Source organism: Paraburkholderia kirstenboschensis, from assembly GCF_032806925.1.
GTDB classification, from domain to species: domain Bacteria; phylum Pseudomonadota; class Gammaproteobacteria; order Burkholderiales; family Burkholderiaceae; genus Paraburkholderia; species Paraburkholderia kirstenboschensis.
Map to the genome: position 1 here is coordinate 190,729 of NZ_CP136513.1, position 16,712 is coordinate 207,440.

Annotated in this window: 14 protein-coding genes; 7 read left to right on the top strand and 7 right to left on the bottom strand. The window is 65.0% G+C overall.

The annotated features are described in order from the left end of the window. Position 1: 1 nt before the first annotated feature. A complete protein-coding gene (gene rsgA / locus RW095_RS23525; protein ID WP_317021379.1) occupies positions 2-994 on the bottom strand; it encodes a ribosome small subunit-dependent GTPase A in 993 nt (330 codons plus the stop codon). Beyond that, a complete protein-coding gene (locus tag RW095_RS23530) occupies positions 991-2,250 on the bottom strand; it encodes a M48 family metallopeptidase (RefSeq protein WP_317021380.1) in 1,260 nt (419 codons plus the stop codon). The genes rsgA and RW095_RS23530 overlap by 4 nt, the downstream gene beginning before the upstream one ends. A gap of 144 nt (positions 2,251-2,394) precedes the next feature. Here RW095_RS23530 and orn point away from each other — a divergent pair, with 144 nt between their 5' ends. After that, positions 2,395-3,006: an oligoribonuclease gene (orn, locus tag RW095_RS23535; RefSeq protein ID WP_128590191.1), complete on the top strand. Its 612-nt coding sequence runs from the start codon at positions 2,395-2,397 to the stop codon at positions 3,004-3,006. Between the two features lies 1 nt (position 3,007). Here the strand turns inward: orn and mog are convergent, their stop codons facing one another. Beyond that, a complete protein-coding gene (gene mog, locus RW095_RS23540; RefSeq protein WP_317021381.1) occupies positions 3,008-3,658 on the bottom strand; it encodes a molybdopterin adenylyltransferase in 651 nt (216 codons plus the stop codon). After that, complete coding sequence (gene yjgA, locus RW095_RS23545) at positions 3,639-4,250, bottom strand: ribosome biogenesis factor YjgA (protein WP_204522267.1); 612 nt, start codon at positions 4,248-4,250, stop codon at positions 3,639-3,641. The genes mog and yjgA overlap by 20 nt, the downstream gene beginning before the upstream one ends. Positions 4,251-4,506: 256 nt before the next feature. Between yjgA and pmbA the strand changes: the two genes are divergently transcribed. Beyond that, positions 4,507-5,877 (top strand): metalloprotease PmbA, encoded by a 1,371-nt coding sequence (pmbA, locus tag RW095_RS23550; protein ID WP_317021382.1) that lies wholly within the window; start codon positions 4,507-4,509, stop codon positions 5,875-5,877. Between the two features lie 102 nt (positions 5,878-5,979). Here the strand turns inward: pmbA and RW095_RS23555 are convergent, their stop codons facing one another. Next, on the bottom strand, positions 5,980-6,480 hold the full coding sequence (locus tag RW095_RS23555) for a dihydrofolate reductase (protein WP_317021383.1): 501 nt from the start codon (positions 6,478-6,480) through the stop codon (positions 5,980-5,982). A gap of 803 nt (positions 6,481-7,283) precedes the next feature. Here RW095_RS23555 and RW095_RS23560 point away from each other — a divergent pair. Continuing rightward, positions 7,284-8,678: a sigma-54 dependent transcriptional regulator gene (locus RW095_RS23560; RefSeq protein ID WP_027804039.1), complete on the top strand. Its 1,395-nt coding sequence runs from the start codon at positions 7,284-7,286 to the stop codon at positions 8,676-8,678. Between the two features lie 239 nt (positions 8,679-8,917). Then, positions 8,918-9,889: a thymidylate synthase gene (locus RW095_RS23565; RefSeq protein WP_317021384.1), complete on the top strand. Its 972-nt coding sequence runs from the start codon at positions 8,918-8,920 to the stop codon at positions 9,887-9,889. A gap of 92 nt (positions 9,890-9,981) precedes the next feature. Here RW095_RS23565 and RW095_RS23570 read toward each other — a convergent pair whose 3' ends face one another. Both RW095_RS23570 and RW095_RS23575 read right to left on the bottom strand, forming a co-directional pair. After that, positions 9,982-12,675 (bottom strand): DUF6600 domain-containing protein, encoded by a 2,694-nt coding sequence (locus RW095_RS23570; protein WP_317021385.1) that lies wholly within the window; start codon positions 12,673-12,675, stop codon positions 9,982-9,984. A gap of 153 nt (positions 12,676-12,828) precedes the next feature. After that, positions 12,829-13,542, bottom strand: coding sequence for an ArsR/SmtB family transcription factor (locus RW095_RS23575; RefSeq protein WP_317021386.1), 714 nt, complete (start codon positions 13,540-13,542; stop codon positions 12,829-12,831). A gap of 223 nt (positions 13,543-13,765) precedes the next feature. Between RW095_RS23575 and RW095_RS23580 the strand changes: the two genes are divergently transcribed. From RW095_RS23580 to RW095_RS23590, 3 genes are all read left to right on the top strand, one after another. Continuing rightward, the gene (locus RW095_RS23580) at positions 13,766-13,909 is read left to right on the top strand and encodes a hypothetical protein (protein ID WP_164862540.1); all 144 of its coding nucleotides are present in this window, start codon (positions 13,766-13,768) and stop codon (positions 13,907-13,909) included. Between the two features lie 248 nt (positions 13,910-14,157). Next, the gene (locus tag RW095_RS23585) at positions 14,158-15,450 is read left to right on the top strand and encodes an MFS transporter (RefSeq protein WP_317021387.1); all 1,293 of its coding nucleotides are present in this window, start codon (positions 14,158-14,160) and stop codon (positions 15,448-15,450) included. After that, positions 15,450-16,526 carry a GlxA family transcriptional regulator gene (locus RW095_RS23590; RefSeq protein WP_317021388.1) on the top strand — a complete coding sequence of 359 codons (1,077 nt, stop codon included), beginning with the start codon at positions 15,450-15,452 and terminating at the stop codon, positions 16,524-16,526. The genes RW095_RS23585 and RW095_RS23590 overlap by 1 nt, the downstream gene beginning before the upstream one ends. Positions 16,527-16,712 lie beyond the last annotated feature (186 nt).

Here is a 16,712-nt window from a genome sequence, read left to right on the forward strand (position 1 = left end):
GTCAGCGAACGATCTGGCTGGCTTCGTGCACGAGTTGCGCGTACAGCGCATGGCGCTCGCGGCGGATACGGCCATCGGCAACCGCCTCGAGAATCGCGCAGCCGGGCTCTTGCAAGTGATGGCAGTTGTAAAAGCGGCAGTTAGGCAAGAGCGGCCGGAACTCCGGAAACGCGCGTTCGAGCCGGCCTTCTGTCAAATGATGCAGGCCGAATTCCTGGAAGCCCGGCGAGTCGATCAGCGCGCCGACTTCGCCGGCCACGCTGCGAGTGTCGCTCGCGGTGTGCGCTGTGTCATTGCGGGCGAAATTCGGCAGCGGATAGAGACGCGTGAACGTCGTCGTATGGCGGCCGCTATTCAACGCCGTCGAAATCTCGCGCGTGGCGACTTCGGCGTCGGGAATCAGCAGATTCACGAGCGTGGACTTGCCCATGCCGGACTGGCCGAGCAATAGCGTCGAGTGACCGCGCAAGTGTTCGATGAGCGCGGTGCGGGCGGCCTCGGGTTGCGCCTTGATCGACACTTCCACGACCGTGTAGCCGAGCGCGCGATACGGCTCCAGCCGTTTGCGGGCGCCTTCGAGCGCATCGGTCACGTCGATCTTGTTCAGCACGATCAGCGGTTTCAGCTCGTTGGCTTCCGCTGCGACGAGCGCGCGGCCGAGCAGGTCTTCGCTGAAATGCGGTTCGGTCGCGAGCACGATCAGCAACTGGTCGAGATTCGCGGCGAACAGCTTCGACTTGTACTGATCCGAACGATAGAGCAGATTGCGCCGCTCGCCGATTTCGACGATCACGCCCTGGTCCGCGGAAGTCGGCTCGTAAATCACGCGGTCGCCCACTGCCACCTCGCTGCGCTTGCCGCGTGGGAAGCATTGGAGCATCGGGCCGCCGTCTTCGGGCGCGACCAGGTAGTGGCGGCCATGCGCGGCCACCACCAGGCCGCCTACGCGCGTGCTGGACGGCGCGCGCGGCGCTTTCTGAGAGCGGCCGCTCATGCGTGGCGCAACAGTCGGTCGATCCGCTGCGACGCCGGCGGATGCGAGTAATAGAACGCGGTGTAGAGCGGATCGGGCGTCAGCGTGGACGCATTGTCTTCATACAGCTTGACGAGGGCGTTGACGAGGTCTTGTGCGTGGGTTTGGGTGGCGGCGAATGCATCGGCCTCGAACTCGTGCTTGCGCGAGGTGAGACTGCCGAGCGGCGTCACAAAGAACACGAACACCGGCAGTGCGAGGAAGAACAGCACGAGCGCGAGACCGCTATTGCCGCCGACTAGCGACGGCCGCACGCCCAGCCCTTCGTAGAACCACACGCACTGCGTGAGCCAGCCGAGCAAGGCGAGCATGGCGAGGCTGATCGCGAACGTGACCAGCATCCGCTTGATCACGTGACGGCGCTTGAAGTGGCCGAGTTCGTGCGCAAGCACGGCTTCGATCTCGCTGCCCGACAGGCGCGCTAGCAGCGTGTCGAAGAAGACGATTCGCTTCGCCGCGCCGAAGCCGGTGAAATACGCGTTGCCGTGCGCTGAGCGGCGGCTGCCGTCCATCACGAAGAGGCCTTTGGCCGCAAACCCGCAGCGCTTCATCAGCGCCTCGATGCGGCTTTTCAGCGCTTCGTCCTTGAGCGGTTCGAACTTGTTGAAAAGCGGTGCGATAAACGACGGGTACAGCACCAGCACGAGCATCTGGAAGACGACCCAGACGATCCACGTCCACAACCACCAGAAACTGCCGGCCTGGCTCATCAGCCACAGCACGACGAACAGCAACGGCAGACCAAACGCGGCGCCGAGCAACACGCCCTTCAACCGGTCGACGATGAAAATGCGCTTGCTCATCCGGTTAAAGCCGAAGCGTTGCTCGATCACGAATTGCCGGAAGTAATCGAACGGCAGGTCGATCGCGCTGGTAATCGCGATCACGGCCGCGACGAGTGCGATCTGCCCGACGTAGCCGCGGCCTAGCCAGTCCGTGATCGCGAGATCGAGCGCCTGCACGCCGCCGAGCAGTGTCAGGCCGATCAGCACGGCGGCGCCGACGACGATCTCGATCATCGTGAGACGCGTGCGCTCGACGGTGTAGTCCGCGGCGCGTTGGTGAGCGCTCAGCGCGATGGTGCCGGCAAACTGGCTCGGCACCTGCTCGCGATGGCCAGCGACGAAGCGGATCTGCCGCGACGCGAGCCAGAGTTTGGTGCCGACCATCGCCACGACGGCGACGACGAACAGAACGGTGAAGTACAGGGTAGGCATCCGTGGATTCCGTGGTATCTATGCGAGAATTATATGTTTCTTCCCGCCTCGCAGCGGGGACATGCTCGAACCATCTCAAACGATCAACCGCCGCAGCAACGGGGCTTCCCGCAAGCTTCCTGCCCGGCCATCAGGGCTTCCTTCATGACTGACATTCTCGAATCCGCGCAACCGCTGCCTCTCGTGCGCAGCGACATGAATCTCATCTGGCTGGACATGGAAATGACCGGACTCGACCCGGATTCGGACCGCATCATCGAAATCGCGGTGGTGGTGACGAATTCGACGCTCGACAGAATGGTGGAGGGCCCGGTTCTCGCGATTCATCAGAGCGACGAGACGCTCGCCAGGATGGACCAGTGGAATCAGAACACACACGGCCGGTCGGGACTGATCGACCGCGTGAAGGCATCCACGGTGAGCGAAGCCGATGCTACCGAACAGATTCGCAATTTTCTCAGCGCTCATGTACCGCCCGGCAAATCGCCGATGTGCGGCAACTCGATCTGCCAGGATCGCCGCTTCATGGCGCGCTGGATGCCGGAACTGGAGAGCTTCTTCCATTACCGCAATCTCGACGTCAGCACGCTCAAGGAACTGTGCCGACGCTGGCAGCCGGAAATTTACAGGGGTTTTCAGAAGCGCGCGCTGCACACGGCGCTTGCCGACATTCATGAGTCGATCGACGAACTGAAGTACTACCGCGAGCACTTCCTGATTCCGCCGGCGCCGGACGCCTCCCTCAACGCGGAATAAGCTAAGCCGGCCGCGGAGCGCGCACCGCGCTCTTCGGCCGGAACGCTTTCACGACTTCCGCGTTGGTCTCCACGTATGGCCCGCCGATCAGGTCGATGCAGTAGGGGACCGCCGCAAAGATGCCGGGCACCTTCGCCGCGCCGCCGGCTTGGGCATCGCGCAAGCCTTCGAGCGTTTCCTTGATCGACTTCGGCTGACCCGGCAGATTGATGATCAGCGCCGCGTGATCCGCCGTTTCGCGGATTACCGCGACCTGACGCGACAGGATTGCGGTCGGCACGAAATTCAGGCTGATCTGCCGCATCTGTTCGCCGAATCCCGGCATTTCCTTCGTAGCCACCGCGAGCGTGGCTTCGGGCGTCACGTCGCGCCGCGACGGGCCCGTGCCGCCAGTAGTCAGCACGAGATCGCAGCCGACTTCATCGACGAGTTCGGTAAGCGTTGCCGAGATGGTGGGCGCGTCGTCCCGAATGAGGCGCGTGACCACTTGCCACGGCGAAGTCAACGCGGCGCCGAGCCACTCCTGCAACGCCGGAATGCCTTTGTCCTCGTAGACGCCGGTGGATGCGCGATCGCTGATCGACACGAGGCCGATCACGATCTCGTCGGGGTGATTGCGCTTTAGCTTGGTGTCAGGCGTCGCGGTTGTCATCGTCGTCTTCCAGGGCGTCGTCGGCATCGGAATCGCTCGCGGCTGCGGGTCCGTCCGCGTTCTTGATCCACTGGAACAACTCGCGGAAGTAACGCGGCGGCTTGTTCTGCTCGGCTTCCTTGCGGGCGTTGCGGATCAGCGTGCGGCCTTGCTGCGGGTCGGCATTCGGATGCTGGCGGATGAAATCGGTCAGCGCGGCGTCGTCGGCAAGCAGTTTTTCGCGAGTGCGCTCGATCCAGTGCAGCTTGGCCGTTTCCGCCTTGTTGACACCGTTATACGTGTCGAGCGCGGTGCGCAGCGCGGCGGTTTCCTCGTCCAGCAACGAGCGCATCACGCGTCCGACGTATTGCACCTGGCGGCGCTTGCCTTCGTGATCGGTGATACGGCGCGCCTCGCGCACGGCGTCGTCGAGCTTTTCGGGCATCGGCATGCGCTTGAGCGCGTCTTTGGGCAGCGCGATCAGCGCCGAGCCCAGTTCCTGCAGCTCGTGCATTTCGCGCTTGAGCTGCGACTTGCTCGGACGGTCGTAGCCGTTTTCGTCGACTTCCGGCTCGGCGGATTCGATGGGTTGAATGCGGGTTTTGCGTGTCATGCCGATATTGTAGCGTGCCAGGCCCGGGGAACCGGCTGCGCCGCCGTGCACGGTAGCGGACATCGCTCGAAGCGGGCAGCGAATGCCAGGTACGGCAGCGCTTAGCTTGATATGATCGCGGGATGCGTTAGTGCGCTTGAACGCACGGCAAACGCAGATTGACGCGCATACGAGCATCGCATATGCGGCGCACGGAATGGCGCGGCATGTGCGAACACCCAAGGGCCGCTCGGCCCCGAACAGGACGGCAACCACAATGGCAGCAGACATGGACGTCAAGCAGCGCTTTTTTCCGCATACCCAGGATGAACTGAAGGAAATCGCCTCGGACATCCTTCGTCACGCGAAGTCGCTCGGCGGCACCGACGCGGCAACCGAAATTTCCGAAGGCGACGGCCTGTCCGTCTCCGTGCGGCGCGGCGAAGTCGAGACGATCGAACATAACCGCGACAAGATGGTCGGCGTGACCGTGTTCATCGGCAACAAGCGCGGCAACGCGAGTACTTCCGACTTCTCGTCGCAAGCGCTGAAGGACACGGTTGCGGCCGCGTACAACATTGCCCGCTTCACGGCGGAAGACGATTGTGCAGGTCTAGCCGAAGCAGAGCTGCTCGAGAACGAGCCGCGCGACCTCGATCTCTACCACCCGTGGAATCTGTCCGCCGACGAAGCGGTCGAAATCGCCCGTCGCGCCGAAGACGCCGCGTTCGCCACCGATCCGCAAATCAAGAACTCCGAAGGCGCGAGCGTCTCGGCGCAGCACTCGCAGTTCGTGCTTGCCACGTCGCGCGGTTTCCTTGCTGGCTATCCGTACTCGCGTCACTACATCGCATGCGCGCCGATTGCCGGCAGCGGCCGCAACATGCAGCGCGACGACTGGTACACGTCTACGCGTAGGGCGGAGCAACTGGCCGACCCTGAAGCGGTTGGTCGTTACGCGGCGCAGCGCGCGCTTGCGCGCATCGGCGCGCGCGGCCTCGACACGCGCAAAGTGCCGGTGCTGTTCGAAGCGCCGCTCGCCGCGGGTCTGCTCGGTGCATTCGTGCAGGCTACGAGTGGCGGCGCGCTGTACCGCAAGACGTCGTTTCTCGTCGACAGTCTCGGCAAGCCGGTGTTCGCGCCGCATGTGCAGATCGTCGAAGATCCGCACGTGCCGCGCGCCATGGGCAGCGCCCCGTTCGACGAAGAAGGCGTGCGCACGCGGCAGCGCTCGGTCGTGAAAGACGGCGTCGTGGAAGGCTATTTCCTCTCGACCTATTCGGCGCGCAAGCTCGGCATGCAGACTACCGGCAACGCGGGCGGCTCGCACAACCTGTCAATGCTCAGCTCGAACACGCGTGCGGAAGACGACTTCGAAGAAATGCTGAGGAAACTCGGTACGGGCCTGCTGCTGACCGAACTGATGGGCCAGGGTGTCAACTACGTGACGGGCGATTATTCGCGCGGCGCGTCCGGCTTCTGGGTCGAGAACGGCAAGATTCAGTATCCGGTCGAGGAGATCACCGTCGCTAGCACCTTGCAGGAGATGTTCCGCCATGTCGTGGCGATCGGCGCGGACACGATCACGCGGGGCACCAAGCAGACCGGCTCCGTTCTCATTGAACGGATGACGATCGCGGGGCAATAAGCGATTTCCCAGCGTTGTCGCGGTACAGACGAAAACGCCACGCAAGTTTGCGTGGCGTTCTGCTTTTGACGGCGCGCTTCATTGCGCTCGCGGCGGTTCACATCACCGGCTTTTGCGCTTGTATGTGACGAACGCATAGTCGAAATCGTTCGGTGCGTCCGCGCGATGCGTTTCGTGTGCGACTTCTTCCCACTCGTTCGGATCGACTGCGGGGAATGTCGCGTCGCCGTCGAAATCGGCGGAAATTTCCGTGACGATCAGCTTGTCTGCGAGACGCAGACCTTCCACATACAACTGCGCACCGCCGATCAGAAACGCTTCGGGCGCCTGGTCCTGCGCGGCGAGCTTGAGCGCTTCGTGGAGCGTGGTGGCCGCGTCACAACCCTGGAAGCGCCGCCCAACATCGCGTGTCACGACAATGTTGCGGCGTCCCGGCAACGGCCTGCCGATCGACTCATGCGTCTTGCGGCCCATGATGATGGGCGCGCCCATGGTGGTCCGCTTGAAAAACGCGAGGTCTTCGGGGAGTCGCCAGGGCAACTGGTTGTTGCGGCCGATCACGCCATTATTGGCGCGAGCGACGATCAGGGTGAGCGTCGTCATCAAATGGAAGGGGGAACGTAACCTGCCTGATTCTACCTGACGCACACGCTCCGGCCGCCGCTTCGGCGTGGTCCATTGAGCGGGAACTCCCCATCGCACCGGCCGGAACGAGGCCCGGCCTCGCCGCGAGTGCGAGTGACCGGCGAGCGTCGTTCGACCGACATGAAGTGCGCCGCGCCGTTCCGCAAGTGGCGAACGGAGCGCCGGCCGAAAAAAATGCCGCGCACAGTGCAACATCGGCCGAATCCGCGCGCAATAAACCCGCTCGTGTGATGAGTCTCCGGTGCATAGCGATTAGCGAACATGTGGCGCCAGTCGCGATCCATTGGTGCAAATGGTCACAACGTGCCCGTCGCCAATCAGATAAAGTAGTGCCGCAGGAAACGTCGCAGCGTTGAACCCACGAGAAGAAAATACCTATTAGGTGTTAATTCAAACGGTACGAACTACCTGCGCCCCCCTTGTATGAGAAAAGCGCTTCCACAATTCGTAATTCGTAAGTTGATTACTTAGTTATCGGCGCGAACGCCTTGCTGGGCAAGGGCGGGCGGATTAAATTCGCATAATTGTTTTCCAAGCCGGGCGCGTATAGTAAGCTCTCGGAAAGAGCTTCAATTTTAAAAAAAGCCCGCTAACGGGCCGTCTGAAACACACACGCCGCTTTCTGGGGATCAGCTGTCCGCACGGAATGGAATGGCCGTTCGGTTTTTGCTATTTGCGAATCCCGAACGTGCCAGCGTGTCTGAATTGCGGTTCAGGTGCGTGCATCATCCTTAACGTTCGTTGACGAGAGGATCTGAATAATGGAACCCGCAACGCGGCAACTGATTTACGTTTCGCGAGAGCCAAGCGCGGAACTGAACACCCGCTTCCACCAGCGTGGCTGGCATGTTGAAGTGGTGGGATCGGCGCGCGATGCGCGCCGGGCCGTACGCGCCGGTTCGGCAGCGGGTGGTCTGCTCGATTTATCGAGTCATTTCCAGCCGCATGAAATTGCTGCATTCGAATCCTGCCTGACCATGCCGAACGTCGGCTGGGTCGCCGCGACCATGCCTGGGCAACTCCAGGATGCGGCGCTGCGCCGCCTCGTACGCGACTATTGTTTCGACTATGTGACCGTGCCTTACTCCGGCGACCGGATAGTCGATTCCGTCGGTCACGCATACGGCATGATCTCGCTCGGCGAACCCGCTTCGAACGATGCGTCGCAGGGCGCCGAAGGCGAAATGGTCGGGTCGTGCGACGCGATGCTGGCGCTGTTCCGCTCTATCCGCAAAGTCGCAATGACTGATGCGCCGGTGTTTATCTCGGGCGAGTCAGGCACGGGCAAGGAACTGACGGCGGTTGCGATTCACGAACGCTCGGCGCGACGCAACGCGCCGTTCGTACCGATCAACTGCGGCGCGATTCCGCCGCATCTGCTGCAGTCCGAGCTGTTCGGCTACGAACGCGGCGCCTTCACCGGTGCTAATCAGCGCAAGATCGGCCGCGTGGAAGCGGCCAACGGCGGCACGCTTTTCCTCGACGAAATCGGCGATCTGCCGCTTGAAAGCCAGGCGAGCCTGCTGCGCTTCCTGCAGGAGCGCAAAGTCGAGCGGCTGGGCGGCCATAGCGCGATCGACGTCGACGTACGGATCATTTCCGCAACGCACGTGGATATGACGGCTGCCATGATCGAAGGGCGTTTCCGCTCGGACCTGTATCACCGCCTGTGCGTGCTGCAAATCGACGAACCGCCGCTGCGCGCGCGCGGCAAGGACATTGAACTGCTCGCGCGTCACATGCTGGAACGTTTCAAGAAAGACGCGAGCCGGCGCCTGCGCGGCTTCGCACCCGACGCAATCGCGGCTTTGCACAATTACGGCTGGCCGGGCAACGTGCGTGAGCTCATCAACCGCGTGCGCCGTGCGATCGTGATGTCCGAAGGACGCGCTATCACGGCGCGCGATCTCGAGCTCGCCGAGTACGTCGAGATCGTGCCGGTGTCGCTCGCGCAGGCGCGCGAAGCGGCCGAGCGCCAGGCGATCGAGCTTGCGCTGTTGCGTCACCGTGGGCGTCTTGGCGACGCTGCGCAGGAGCTCGGCATTTCGCGTGTCACGCTGTACCGGCTGCTGTGCTCGCACGGTATGCGTCATATGGAAAGCGAGCCGCTTGCGTCGCCGCACGGCACGTTGCCGGCATCGGTGCCGCATCTCTGAGATGCGGCGCATACGATCGTTGTAAACCGGCCGCCACGCAGCGGCCTGTAAACCGAAGAGGCCGCGACGCGTCCGCCTCGGGGCATGGTTCCGTGCCGTGCGCGTCTGACTAACCCGCCTTCCTTCGATACGTCTCTCGCAAGCGGTCGGCGCTGGCCGGCCGCGCTTGGTAAAATCGGGTTTTCCGCTCACTCTCGCGGTGCACCGCTTCCGGGCCGCGCCGCGTCGAAGGAACCCGCATGAAACAATACCTGGACCTCGTCCGCACGATTCTCGACACTGGCACGTGGCAGGAGAATCGCACCGGCATCCGTACCATCAGCATGCCGGGCGCCATGTTGCGCTTCGATCTCCAGCAGGGATTCCCGGCGGTCACGACGAAAAAGCTGGCATTCAAGTCGGCCGTGGGCGAACTGGTCGGTTTCCTGCGCGCGTCGCGCAGCGCGGCGGATTTTCGCGACCTCGGCTGCAAGGTATGGGACGCGAACGCCAACCAGAATCCGCAATGGCTCGCCAATCCGTATCGCGAGGGCCCCGACGACCTGGGCGACGTGTACGGCGTGCAGTGGCGGCAGTGGCCGGCCTACAAGGTGCTCGATGCCAGTGCGAGCGCGCAGCTTGCCGACGCGACCGCGCGCGGTTTCCAGGTGATCACTGAATTCGACGAAGACGGCAGCCGCAAGGTGTTGCTATACAAGGCAATCGATCAATTGCGGCAGTGCCTGGACACCATCATGCAGAATCCGTCGGACCGGCGAATTCTGTTTCATGCGTGGAATCCTGCCGTTCTGGATCAGATCGCGTTGCCGGCTTGCCATCTGCTTTATCAATTCCTGCCGAACGTGGCGCGGCGCGAAATCTCGCTGTGCTTGTACATCCGCAGCAACGATGTCGGGCTCGGCACGCCGTTCAATCTGACCGAAGGCGCGGCCTTGCTGCATCTGGTGGGACGCTTGACGGGCTACACGCCGCGGTGGTTCACCTACTTCATCGGCGATGCGCACATCTACGAGAACCAGCTAGACATGCTGAAGCAGCAGCTCACGCGCGAGCCCTATGAAAGCCCCAAGCTCGTGATTTCCGACCGCGTGCCGGACTACGCGAAGACCCACGTGTACGAACCGGAATGGCTGGAAAAGATCGAGCCGTCGGATTTCTCGCTGGTCGGCTACCGGCACCACGAGCCGCTGACGGCGCCCATGGCTGTCTGACGCGCCGGGCCTGACCAAAAAGCCTCCGCGATGCGAATCGCGGAGGCTTTTTATTTGTGCCGACGAGAGGCTACTTACGAAGGAGAGGGCGCTTAGCCCTTGTGATGCTCGTCGTGGCCACCGGCCGAACGCTGCTCACCGTGTTGCTGCGGCTGAGGGCGGGGCTGCTGCGGCTGCGGCTCAGGACGCGGCTGCGCCTGCTGCGGATGAAACTCCTGACGCGGCGCCTGCTGGGCTTGCGGTTGCGGACGCAGTTCAGGACGCGGCTGCGCCTGCTGCGAATGAAACTCCTGACGCGGCGCCTGCTGAGCTTGCGGTTGCGGACGCGGTTCAGGACGCGGCTGCGCCTGCTGCGGATGGAACTCCTGACGCGGCGCCTGCAGAGCTTGCGGTTGCGGACGCGGTTCTGAACGCTGCTGCGCCTGCTGCGGATGAAACTCCTGACGCGGTGCTTGCGGTTGCTGACGCGGCGCAGGTCCCGACTGCGCCACCTGCGCATGCACATCCTGACGCGGCTGCTGTTGGACCTGCGGCCCTTCGGCCGCTTCGGCGCCCCGCGCGTTCTGCCGTTGATCTTGCGCCGCGCGCGGCTGTTGCCCGATCGCCGGATTCTCCCTAGGGCGCGGCACCTCGCGCGGCTGCATCGCTGTGTTCGGCTGACCGCCTGGCTGCTGCGCCCACCCCGACCTTGGCGCCTGCGGCTCTTCACCGCCTCGATGGCGGCCCTGCTGCGCTTGCTGGGCAGGCGTATGCGGCTGCGTCCATGAAGGCTCGTGGCGGCCATCCGCGGCAACTGGCTGGCCTTGCTGATGAGCCGGTTGCTGTGCGGGTTGCTGTGCCATCCCACGCTGTGGCGCTAAGCCCAGGTTGCCTCCGTTTGACTGCGGTGGCCGCGGCACGCCGTTCGGCGGGGCACCTGCTGCGCCCGCCTGCTGCCCGTTCCACCTCAAGGGCATGCCGGGCCGCTCCGGCTCTGCGCCTGCGCGCCCCGGCTGACCGGCGACCGGCACGTCGCCTGGCTGGCGCCCAGCCTGTCGCCCGCCGTTCTGAGCAGCACCCGCGGCGCCCGGCGCGGCCTGCCCGCCGAGCCCCGGCTGAAGAGTGGGTGCTCCCGCCGCCGCGCCCGGCATTCGTCCCGGAAGATGCGACTGCACGACACGCACGTTCTGCACCGGCAACGCACCGGGCCCGCCCGCCATGCGCGCCGGGACCGACGTCCGCACGATCGGCTGCCCCGCGCCCGGCACGCGTCCACCGGTTTGCGCGAAACGCTGCGCGAGGCCATCGCGGTAAGCGGGCGGCATCGATGGACTGCGCGTCGCGACGACCGGACGCGTCATCGCCCCCGCAGGCGGCCGGTAATTCGCATTGCGCTGACCCGGCCCGTAACTCTCGCGCACCGGCGCGATGCCCGGAGCGCCCGGGTTGATCCGCGCATTGCGCCACTGCGCGGGATCCACCTTCTGCGCAAAGCGTCCCACTGGCTGTCCATGCACGAAAGCTGTCGCCGGAACCGCCGTTACAGCGCGCGGCGCCCGGTAGTTGATGTACGTGTTGTGGACGTTGGTGATATTGCGGTCGTAGTTATTGATGACCGTCGTCTGATTGACGCGTTCGTAATAGCGCGGGCTCCAATGATCGCGGTCGCCCCAGTGCGGATGCCACCGTTCGCCCGGTCCGAGCGGGAACCACGCGACGCCCGCCGCCACCGCGCCGCCAATCGCCAGGTTGACGCCCCAGTCGACTCCACCCCCGCCCCCGCCGACGAAAGCCACCAGCGCCGGCGCATAGACCGGCGGCGCGCTGACCGCGACCGGGCCCGGCACCCATGCCCAGGAGTCGTCGACGTAGGCCCAGCGGCCGTAGTGATACGGCGCGAAGCCCCACGGCGCGTCGTCGACCCAGGTCCAGCCCCACGGCGCCTGCCATACCCAATGACCGTCGCGGTACGGCGCCCAGCCGACGGGCATCGCGCGCGGCACCCATACCTCGCCGTACTGCGGGCTGCTGCGCCACGTACCGTTGGCGTCGAGGTCCTGATAACCGGGGATTTCACGCGACACATACCGCGCCGATATTGAGCGGTTCTCAGCGGCGTCACGGCTCGCGGTCCATTGATCGAAGCCGTCGGGGCCCGGCGCACCCTCGTCGGCGAGCGTTTGCAAAGAAGTGCCGGCAAAGCGGATTTGCTGCCCGGCCGTGATCGGCACCTGTGCGCCGTCGCCATAAGCCGTCGCAGTGCCGTTGCGGACCGTGACGGTGGTGCTGCTGCCGTCCGGCGCAACGTCGACGCGGTAGTCGCCTGGACCATTCAGGCCGAGCGCGAGATTCGGCGTGTCGATTTCATACGACGACCCCGGCGGCAGTTCCCGCACATGCGCCGACAACGTCCCTTGCGCGACCTTCAACTGCGCGCTGTTGTCGTCGAGACCGAGGAGGTCCAGGCTCGTCGACTGGCCGAGACGCACGGCCGTCGAACCGATATGCAGCTCCGAGCGCGCGTTCTGATCGTTCCATAACTGGTCGCCGGTTGTAAGCGGCCGGTTGATCTGCGCGTACGACCAGTCGGCGGCCCCGGCGGGCTCGGTGGTCACGGTTCCGGCCATGTAGTTCAGCCGCGCAACGCGCCCCGGCGGATCGCTATTCTCCGTAGCGACGCCCTGTGGCGCCGGAGCGGCTTGCTGCGCGAGCGCAGCCTGCGCGGCGAACACGAAAGCGGCTGCGGCGATCAACGAATAGCCGATCGTGCGATGGAACGACGGTGGTGGTGAGGTCGTGATTCTCATGTTTGTTCTCCGACGGACGATGCACGTGCAGCATCCGTGAACCACTGTACCCGCGCCGTTTGTTTCAAGACGCCCACTTTTGTAAGGCCTGCTGGCGACTGGTAACAAAAGGTCTCGATCCCGTGGGACAGCGGCTTGCGCGCGCTGCGTCGCTTACTCGGCCAGAAAGGCGTCGAAATGCTGGTGCCCGGCCGGCGTGATGCGCAGGATTCGCGGCCGTTCGGTCCGTTCGACCCAGCCGTGCGCGGCCCACGAGTCGAGCAAGGCCGCGCCGAGCGCGCCGCCGAGATGCGGGCGGCGTTCGCTCCAGTCGGGGCAGGTGCACGCAAAGCGGCGCCGGCGACTGCGCTGCGCCGACAGGTCGATGCCCCAGTCGGAGAAGCGGGCGGCGCCGTCCGCGGTGGCTTCGAGCGACGCACCGTCCAAAGCCAGCAGTCCGCGTCCGGTGAGCCGCTCGAACACGCGTACGGACAACTCGCCGGCCATATGGTCGTAGCAGGTACGTGCGTAGCGCATGTCGGTCGGCACGGTGCGCACGGGGCGCGGCACCGGACGCTGCGGCGCGCTGACTTGCGCGACGTTGGCGAGCGCTTCGATGGACGCCGCGATGTCGGCGGACGCAATGCGGAAATAGCGATGCCGGCCGCGCACTTCGAGCGCGAGCAGGCCGCCGTCGGTCAGGCGCGCGAGGTGAGCGCTGGCCGCCGATGGCGAGAGTCCCGCGATCATCGTCAGTTCGCCGGCGGGGCGGGCGCTGCCGTCCATCAACGCCCACAACATGGCTGCGCGGCCGGGATCGGCGAGCAGCGCGCCAATGCGGCTCAAGCCGGGAAAATGATTGTGTTCGTCTGCGAGGATGGCGGACATGACGCGTCTCCGTATTCTGCCGGTCTACGATGCGCGGGCCGCGCAACGTGGGATACAGCCACTTTACCTAGCCAATGCATTCGATGTTTCAGCTTAGCGTGAACGATGGATTGCAGCAGATAGTGCCAGCCCTGTCGGCCGCGCCCGAACGCGGCGGCTTGCTCGCGCATGCGCTTGAAGCGCCAGGCTAGAATCGACGCCTGTCTTAGCAGGAAACGCAGTCATGAAAACAGTTCTGGGCGTTCTCGTTTGTATTGCCTTGCTGGGCGCTTGCGCTCAAGGCGGTTCCGGTTCGGCATCGGGCGCGGGCACCGGCAGCGTCACCATGTACGGCACCATCGACGAAGGCATCACCTTCCACAAATAAAGGTGTCGCCCGCGTGGTCGCCCCTATCCGCAAGAGTCGAATTGGCAGAAACTGATGCATCGTTGTCATTGCTGCCACGCGCAGCTATGTGACGATGTGTCTTGCGCCACGTGCGCCACGTGCGCCACGCGCGCCACGTTCGCCACTCGGCGGCTCAGCTCAGTCAGGCCAGGCAGGCTACTCAGGCCGTCGAGGCGACTCGGGCCCGCTCGTGCCACATCGACCACTTTCGCCGCCGGGACTGACCTATGCCGCCTGCCGCACCAGCTTCGTCCGCTCGTTCCTCTGCTTCATCCGCTTCATCGGTTTTCCTTGACGATTCCGCGGACCGGCGCGGCTCCGGACCGCATGGCCGTCGCGCCGTGCGTGTGCTGGCTGTATGCCAGGCGTTGTACACATCGTCGGTGTCGATCGATCTCACGCTAACCGGCCTCGTCGGCTACACGCTCGCCGACGACAAGGCGCTAGCCACGCTGCCTTTCTCGCTGATCACGGTGGCTGCGGCGCTCACGACGATCTTCGCGTCGTTTCTGATGGCGCGCATCGGCCGTCGCGCGGGTTTTGTGCTGGGCGCGAGCGTCGGCGCGCTGGGCGGCGCGGTTTCCGTGTGGGCGATCTTTCATCACGACTTCTGGGCTTTTTGCGCGGGCACCGCGACGGTCGGCGTGTTCCAGGCGTTCGCGCAGTACTACAGGCTCGCCGCAGCCGACGCCGTCGGCCTCGAAGCCAAGAGCCGCGCCATTTCGACGGTTCTCACGGGCGGCGTGGTCGCGGCCGTGTGCGGCCCGCTTCTCGCCGCGTGGAGCAAAGACTGGCTCGCGCCGGTGACCTTCGCCGGCTCCTACGCGCTTGTCACCGGACTCGGACTCGCGTCGATTGTCCTGTTGATGCTGCTCTATCGCGACATGGCACCTGCGCCGGCCGTGGCCGGTACCCATGACGCCGCACGGCCGCTCGGCGAGATCGTGCGGCAGCCGATCTTCGCGGCGGCGCTCGCCAACAACGCGCTCGGCTATGCCGTGATGATGTTCGTGATGACCGCCACGCCGATCGCGGCGGTTGCGTGCGGGCACAGCATCGGCGACGGCGCGGCGATCATCCAGTGGCATCTGGTCGGCATGTTTGCGCCGTCTCTGTTTTCCGCGCGGCTCATCAAGCGTTTCGGCGTGCTGCCGGTGATCGGCGCGGGCATTGCGCTCTCGGCACTGTGCGGTGTGTTCGCATTGCGTTCGACCGATCTGCCGCACTTCTACGCGGCGCTCGCGTGTCTCGGCGTGGGCTGGAATTTCATGTTCGTCGGCGGCTCGACGCTGCTCGCGCAGTCGTACAGGCCGTCGGAACGGGCCAAGACGCAGGCCACCAGCGAATTTACGACGTTAGCGTGCTCCGCGCTCGGGTCGCTGTTTGCAGGGCAATTGCTGGCGCGCTTCGTCTGGGCGACGATCAATGCGGCGATCTTTCCGCTGCTTGCCGCAGCGGCGCTCGCCACGCTCGCCTATGCGCGGTCGTCCAGACGGCGCGCGGCGGGAGGGATTGCGTGATGAGCGTGCGTCATATCGTGTTTGCCGTCGCACCTGATCTGGTGTTGCTCGACGCGTGCGGCCCGCTGGAAGCCTTCTGGCGCGCCGAACTGACGATGGCCGCTGCGGCGGGTGCGGGCCGCCCGATCGTCTATCGCACGACAGTCGCCTCGATCGACGGCGGTGTCTTGCAGACATTTCCGGGCCTGCCGGTCGTGACCGAACGACTCGATTCACTCGACGCCGAGCCGATCGACACGCTGATCGTCCCCGGCGTTCCGGTCGATCAGCACTGCACGCTGCAGCCGGAACTGGTCGCGTGGATCAGGCGCAATGCGCCGCGCGCGCGACGCGTATGCTCGGTATGCACGGGCGCGTTCTATCTGGCGGCGGCCGGTCTGCTGGACGGCCGCCGCGCGACCACACACTGGCGGGACGCACCGCATCTCGCGCGCCGTTTTCCCAATGTTCACGTCGACGCCGATCCGATCTTTATCCGCGACGCGGGCCCTGACGAAGCCCGAAGTGACGGCGAACGCGTGGTCTGGACGTCGGCGGGCGTGACGGCGGGCATCGATCTCGCGCTCGCGCTGATCGAAGAAGACCTCGGCCACGCCGTCGCGATGCAAGCCGCACGGCGCCTCGTCGTTTTCATGAAGCGGCCCGGCGGGCAGTCGCAATTCAGCGCGGCACTCGCGGCTCAGGCGTCGGCGGGAGGGCCGTTCGAGGCCTTGCATAGCTGGATGGTCGGCCATTTGCGCGAAGACCTCACGGTCGAGCGGCTCGCCGAGCACGCGCGGATGACGCCGCGGACCTTCGCGCGCCGCTACGTCGACGAAGTCGGGCGCACGCCGGCGAGAACTGTCTCCGCATTGCGCCTCGAAGCGGCTTCGCGGGCACTGGCGGAATCGCGCAGGCCGCTCAAGCGCATCGCGCTCGATTGCGGTTTCGGCAGCGAGCAGAACTTGCGGCGCGCGTTCGTGCGGCGCTTCGGCGTGCTGCCGCTCGAGTATCGTGAACGGTTCATGTCCGCGACCGCGCCTTCGTCCGCGAGCCATAGCGGGGCGGCCGCCCGCGCGGGCGAAGAGGCGCGCTGAACGGCACCGCGTGTAGCGCAGTCAAAGCCTGAGAACAGGCCAGCGCCGCGGTACTGGATGAGCTTGCAGGGGCCACAGCGGTGAACCGGCTGAATCGCAGCGCGCGCCAAAACGCGCTGCGTGCAAGGACAATTGCGCACGGTTCGGCCCGATAAGTGGCGACGCAGTCAATATTGCGCTCGTATA